The organism is Streptomyces griseorubiginosus (assembly GCF_017614965.1).
GTDB lineage: Bacteria > Actinomycetota > Actinomycetes > Streptomycetales > Streptomycetaceae > Streptomyces > Streptomyces griseorubiginosus_B.
In genome coordinates, this window is sequence record NZ_WVUG01000450.1 from 1 (window position 1) to 5,389 (window position 5,389).

Here is a 5,389-nt window from a genome sequence, read left to right on the forward strand (position 1 = left end):
GCCCCAGCCCCACCAAGGACTCCGCCAACTTCACCGCCGCCCCGACCCCGTCGACCACCGGCACCCCCAGCTTCTCGCTCACCACCCGCTGCAGCCCCGTCATTCCGGCGCAGCCCAGCACCAGCACCTCGGCCCCCGCCTCCCGCGCCCGCTCGGCCGCCGACAGGAACGCCGCCTCCGTGCGGTCGGCGTCACCGAGGTCGAGCACCCCGAGCCCGGTCCCGACGACCGCCGCGCAGTTGCGTCCGACGCCCGCCAGCTCCAGGCTGTCCTCGATCTGCCCGCAGGACCGCTCCAGCGTGGTGACGACCCCGTACCGCCTCCCCAGAAGACATGCCAGGTGCGCCGCGGCCTCGGTGATGTCGACGACGGGCACGTCGACCAGCTCCCGCACCCCTTCCCGCCCGTGCTCCCCGAATCCGGCCATGACGACGGCGTCATAGTCGGGCCCCTCGTACGTCCGCAGCAGATCGATGACAGCGGCGGCCGACAGATAACTGTCCAGCCACCCCTCCGCGGACTCGGGCCCCCACCCCGGGGTGAGGCCGAGCACGGTGGTGCCCGGGCCTGCCGCGGCCCGGGCACCTCGTACGATCTCCTCGGTCATCTCCTGCGTGGTGTTGCAGTTGGTGACGACGATCCGCACGTCTGTCAGACCTCCACCACGGCAGTCCCGGACGCGGGCTCGGACGCCGGCGCGGACGCGCGCTCGGCCCGGCAGATCAGCAGGTACAGCCCGGCGGCGAGCGCCGTGCCGATGAACCAGGAGTACGGCGCCACGTCGCTGAAGGTCTTCACCAGCGCGAGCACGGCGGCGACCCCGGCGGAGGGCAGGAAGGCCCACAGCGCCTTGGGGTTGACGCCCTTCTTGTAGTAGTAGCGCGAGCCGGGTCGGGCGTCGAAGAGTTCGTCGACGTTCACCCGGCCCCGCTTCACCCAGTAGTAGTCGACCATGATCACACCGAACAGCGGACCCAGGAAGGCGCCGAGTCCGCCGAGGAAGTAGTTGACGACGGTGGGGTTGGAGAAGAGGTTCCAGGGGGTGACGACGAGCGCGGCGACCGTGCTGATCATGCCGCCGATCTTGAAGGTGATCTTCTGCGGCCAGACGTTGGCGAGGTCGTACGCCGGTGAGACGAAGTTGGCGACGATGTTGACGCCCATGGTGGCCACGGCGAAGGTGAACGCCGCGATGACCAGGACCCAGGTGTTGCCGATCTTGGCGACGAGTTCCGCCGGGTCGGTGATGGCCGTGCCGAACACCTTCAGCGAGCCGGCCGTGACGATCACCGAAACCACCACGAAGGCGGTGGAGTTGATGGGCAGGCCCCAGAAGTTGCCGCGCCGCACGGTCTTGTAGTCCGGCGCGAAGCGGGAGAAGTCGCAGAAGTTGAGCATCAGCGTGCCGTAGGTCGCGAGGATCAGCCCGATCGCGCCGAACCACTGCCGCCACTGCTCCCCCACCGACACGGGATGCGGCGTCGAGGTCAGCGAGATGCTCCAGTCGGCCTTCCACAGCACCCACACCGCGAGCGCGATCATCACCAGCCAGATCGCGGGACCGCAGAAGTCCTGGAACTTCCGCACGGATTCCATGCCCTGACTGATGATCACGGCCTGGATCAGCCACAGCGAGACGAACGAGCACCACCCCAGCGCGTCGAGCCCCAGGAACGAGTGGTGCGTCCAGGACTCCAGCCCCGGCCAGGCGGCGAGCAGCATCACGTTCACCGCGACCGAGGCCAGGTAGGTCTGGATGCCGTACCACATGATGGCGATCACGGCCCGGATCAGGGCCGGGATGTTGGCGCCCCAGACGCCGAAGCTGATGCGGCTGACGACGGGGAAGGGCACGCCGTGCCGCTGGCCGATCCGGCCCATCCAGTTCATGCCGATGTAGATCAGCACGAAGCCGATGAGCAGGGCGGTGAAGACCTGCCAGACGTTCATGCCGAGGACCAGCAGTCCGGCGGCGAAGGTGTAGTTGCCGAGGTTGTGGACGTCGGACATCCACATGGCGAAGAGGTCGAAGACCTTCCAGTTGCGCTTGTCGGCGGGCGCGAGGTCTTCGTTGGTGAGCCGGGGATCGGGGACGAACGCTGGGGCGCCGGTGGCTTCGGCGCGGTCGGCGAGGGACACGGGGCCTCCATGGGCAAGGGGACGGAGGACGGCAGCCGTTTGGTATACCAAACTGCCGCCATGGTCCCGTCGTCAAGAGTTCGGACCGATGTCCCGCTTGTTAACGCTCGGTAAAAGCACCCCGGAGTCGGCGAAGATGGCTCCATGAGCTCCACGACGACGAAGATCGAACCTCTGGGCGCGGTCCGCGAGCGGGTCCTGGCGAGCCTGCGGCAAGAGATCATCTCCGGCCGGCTGGGCCCGGGCGACCGCCTGGTCGAGCGGGAGCTGGCCGAGCGCCTCGGGGTCTCCCGGGTACCGGTCCGCGAGGCGATCCGGGCCCTGGTCGCCGAGGGGTTCGTGCACTTCGAGACCCCGCGCCGCACGGTGGTACGCCGGCTCACCCCGAACGACGTCCGGGAACTGTTCGAGCTGCGTGAGGCCCTGGAGGTGTACGCGGCCGGTCTCGCCGCCGCCAAGGCGACCCCGGAGGACCTCGCCGAGGTCGAGGCGCTGCTCGACAGCGCCGCCGCGGCGACCGAGGACGGGGACGCCGAGGCGATCACGGACATCAACAGCCGACTGCACGACCGGATCGTGGCCATGGCGGGCAACAGCCTGATCGTCGCCGCCCTGGAACCGGTCGCCGGACGGCTGCGCTGGATGACCCGCAGAAACGAGGAATGGCCCCAACTCCTGATCGAGCACCGGGAGTTGTACGACGCCATCGCCTCCGGAGACCCGGAGCGCGCGCGGGCGCACGCACTGGCCCATGTGCGGACCAACTATCGTTCCACGGTCAGACACCTGTTCGAAGAAGCGGGGGCGTAGTGGGTCACCCGCGGGCGTACCTGTCCGTGGCCGCCACGAGCGCATCCGCCATTGCGGGGGTGCCCGTGGTGTGGCCGACGTCGTCCACGATCACCAATTCGCTGCCGGGCCAGGCGTGGTGGAGCCGCCAGACGATGCCCAGCAGGTTGCCGAAGTCGAGGGTGCCCTGGACGAGGGTGCCGGGGATGCCCGCCAACTGCGGGGCGTCCCGCAGGACCACGCCCTCGTCGCCGCTCTCGCCCAGGAAGTGGCCGTCGCCCCAGTAGTGCGTGACGGTGCGGGCGAAGCCCATGCGGAACTCCGGGTCCTCGAACCGCTCGACGGACCGTGGCGGCGCGGGAATGATCGCCGTCTCCCAGTCGGTCCAGGCGCGCGCGGCCCGCTCCCGCGTCCCGGAGTCGGAAGACTCGAGGAGCCGGCTGTAGGCGGCGGCGAGGTTGCCGTCCCGTTCCTCTTCGGGCACCCCGGCCCGGAACCGCTCGAAGGCCTCGGGGAAGAACTGGCCGAGTCCCCTGGTCAGCAGGGCCACTTCGGCGTCGGATCCGGTGGCGACCCCGGTCAGCACCAGTTCGCTCACCGCGTCGGGATGCTTCTGCGCGTACCGCAGCCCGAGCACGGACCCGAAGGACACGCCCCACACCAGCCACCGCTCGATCCCCAAGTGCCGCCGCAGCAGCTCCAGATCGGCGATGAGGTGGGCGGTCGTGTTGACGCTCATGTCAGTGTCGTACGCGCTCGCCGGCGGCGTGGAACGTCCGGCACCGCGCTGGTCGAGGAGCACGACGCGGTAGAGAGCGGGGTCGAACAGGCGCCGGGGATACGGCCCGCAGCCGGAACCGGGGCCGCCGTGCAGCACGACCGCGGGCTTGCCACGGGGATTTCCGCAGGTCTCCCAGTACACGCGGTTGCCGTCGCCGACATCGAGCAGGCCGTGGTCGTACGGTTCGATCTCGGGGTAGAGGGGCATCCGGGCACCGTAACGCTCCCCTGGTCTGCCCGCATGCTCATTTCACGGGCAGTCCCGCCGCCTCCCCCGCGGTGCGCAGGACGTCCCGCAGCATCTCGGGGGTGAGCTTGCCGGTGAAGGTGTTGCGCTGGCTGACGTGGAAGCAGCCGAAGAGGTCGAGGCCGTCGAGCGGCACCCGTGTGCCGTGCCCGAACACCGGCCGGGGCCGGGGCACCGTCCAGCCCGCCTCGGCGAACGCGGGCAGCGCGGCCTGCCAGCCGAAGGCGCCGAGGACCACGACCGCGCGCAGCGTCGGCCGCAGGAGCTTCAGTTCCTGGACGAGCCAGGGCCGGCAGGTGTCCCGTTCGCCGGGGGTGGGCTTGTTCTCGGGCGGGGCGCAGTGCACGGGCGCGGTGACGCGCACGCCGTGCAGGGCGAGGCCGTCGTCCGCCGAGACGGAGGTCGGCTGCGAGGCCAGCCCCACGTCGTACATGGCCTGGTACAGCACGTCGCCCGAGCGGTCGCCGGTGAACATGCGGCCGGTGCGATTGCCGCCGTGGGCCGCCGGGGCGAGCCCGACGACCAGCAGCGAGGCGTCTGCGGGCCCGAAGCCGGGCACGGGGCGGGCCCAGTACGTCCAGTCCTGGAAGGCCGCCCGCCGGACCCGCCCGACCTCCTCGCGCCACTCCACCAGCCGGGGACACGCGCCGCATCCGGCGATCCGCTGATCAAGCTCGGCCAGACTGTCCATGCGTCAACGGTACGGCCGCGGAGCCGCCGGGCGGCCGACAGGGCATCCGGGGTCCGGCCACGCGGGATCACGCCCGAACCCCCCACCCGCCGGGACAGCGGCGTGAGCACGCCGGCGCCGGTCGACGGACGCGACGAGCGCGTACGGCGCCCGGAAGGCCCACGGCTCGCTCCCCGCGACCGCCTTCCCCTCCTCGTGAGGCTCCCGATCGGCCGGCCCGCCGGATGCCCCGTCGGCCGGTCGTCGGCTCCACGGCCCCGTCACCCGTACTCGGGCGGAAAACCGCCGGGGGCACGCGCGGCGGAGGACTAAGGTCGGGGGCATGGGTTGGGAAGGTGACGAGGTGAAGAGCGGGCCGGGTGCCCCCGAGGAGGCGTCCGTGGCCGGCGCTGCCGAGAGCGCGGCGGCCGACGATGCCAAGGTCGCCGCCGCGATCGCCGCCGCCGAGGCGGCCGGGCCGGCGAACGGCGAGAGCGTGCGCGTCGACAGCTGGATCTGGGCTGTACGCCTCATCAAGACCCGCTCGCTCGGCGCCACCGCCTGCAAGGGCGGGCATGTCCGGGTGAACGGGCAGAACGTGAAGCCCTCGCACACCCTCCGCGTCGGCGACGAGGTGCGGCTGCGCCACGAGGGCCGGGAGCGGATCGTGATCGTCAAGCGGCTGATCCGCAAGCGGGTGGGCGCTCCCGTCGCGGTTCAGTGCTATGTCGACAACTCCCCTCCCCCGCCCCCTGTCTCTTATA

At 71.0% G+C, this 5,389-nt stretch carries 6 protein-coding genes; 2 read left to right on the forward strand and 4 right to left on the reverse strand.

Annotation, left to right across the window (positions count from 1 at the left end; translation table 11 throughout):
• A partial coding sequence (locus tag GRC12_RS41520; protein WP_208785627.1) for an aspartate/glutamate racemase family protein occupies nt 1-646 on the reverse strand: 646 nt, incomplete at its 3' end.
• Nucleotides 647-651: 5 nt separating this feature from the next.
• Entirely contained in the window at nt 652-2,139 is a 1,488-nt protein-coding gene (locus GRC12_RS41525) for an NCS1 family nucleobase:cation symporter-1 (protein WP_208785628.1), read from the reverse strand.
• A gap of 144 nt (nt 2,140-2,283) precedes the next feature.
• Between GRC12_RS41525 and GRC12_RS41530 the strand changes: the two genes are divergently transcribed.
• A complete protein-coding gene (locus GRC12_RS41530) occupies nt 2,284-2,949 on the forward strand; it encodes a GntR family transcriptional regulator (protein WP_208785629.1) in 666 nt (221 codons plus the stop codon).
• A 4-nt stretch (nt 2,950-2,953) separates the two neighbouring features.
• Here the strand turns inward: GRC12_RS41530 and pip are convergent, their stop codons facing one another.
• Nucleotides 2,954-3,916 carry a prolyl aminopeptidase gene (gene pip / locus GRC12_RS41535; RefSeq protein WP_208785630.1) on the reverse strand — a complete coding sequence of 321 codons (963 nt, stop codon included), beginning with the start codon at nt 3,914-3,916 and terminating at the stop codon, nt 2,954-2,956.
• Nucleotides 3,917-3,953: 37 nt separating this feature from the next.
• Nucleotides 3,954-4,646, reverse strand: a complete 693-nt coding sequence (locus GRC12_RS41540; protein WP_208785631.1) for a uracil-DNA glycosylase — start codon at nt 4,644-4,646, stop codon at nt 3,954-3,956.
• Between the two features lie 322 nt (nt 4,647-4,968).
• On the opposite strand from GRC12_RS41540, the gene GRC12_RS41545 reads away from it, so the two are divergent.
• The coding region (locus GRC12_RS41545) for an RNA-binding S4 domain-containing protein (protein WP_208785632.1) at nt 4,969-5,389 on the forward strand (421 nt) is incomplete at its 3' end.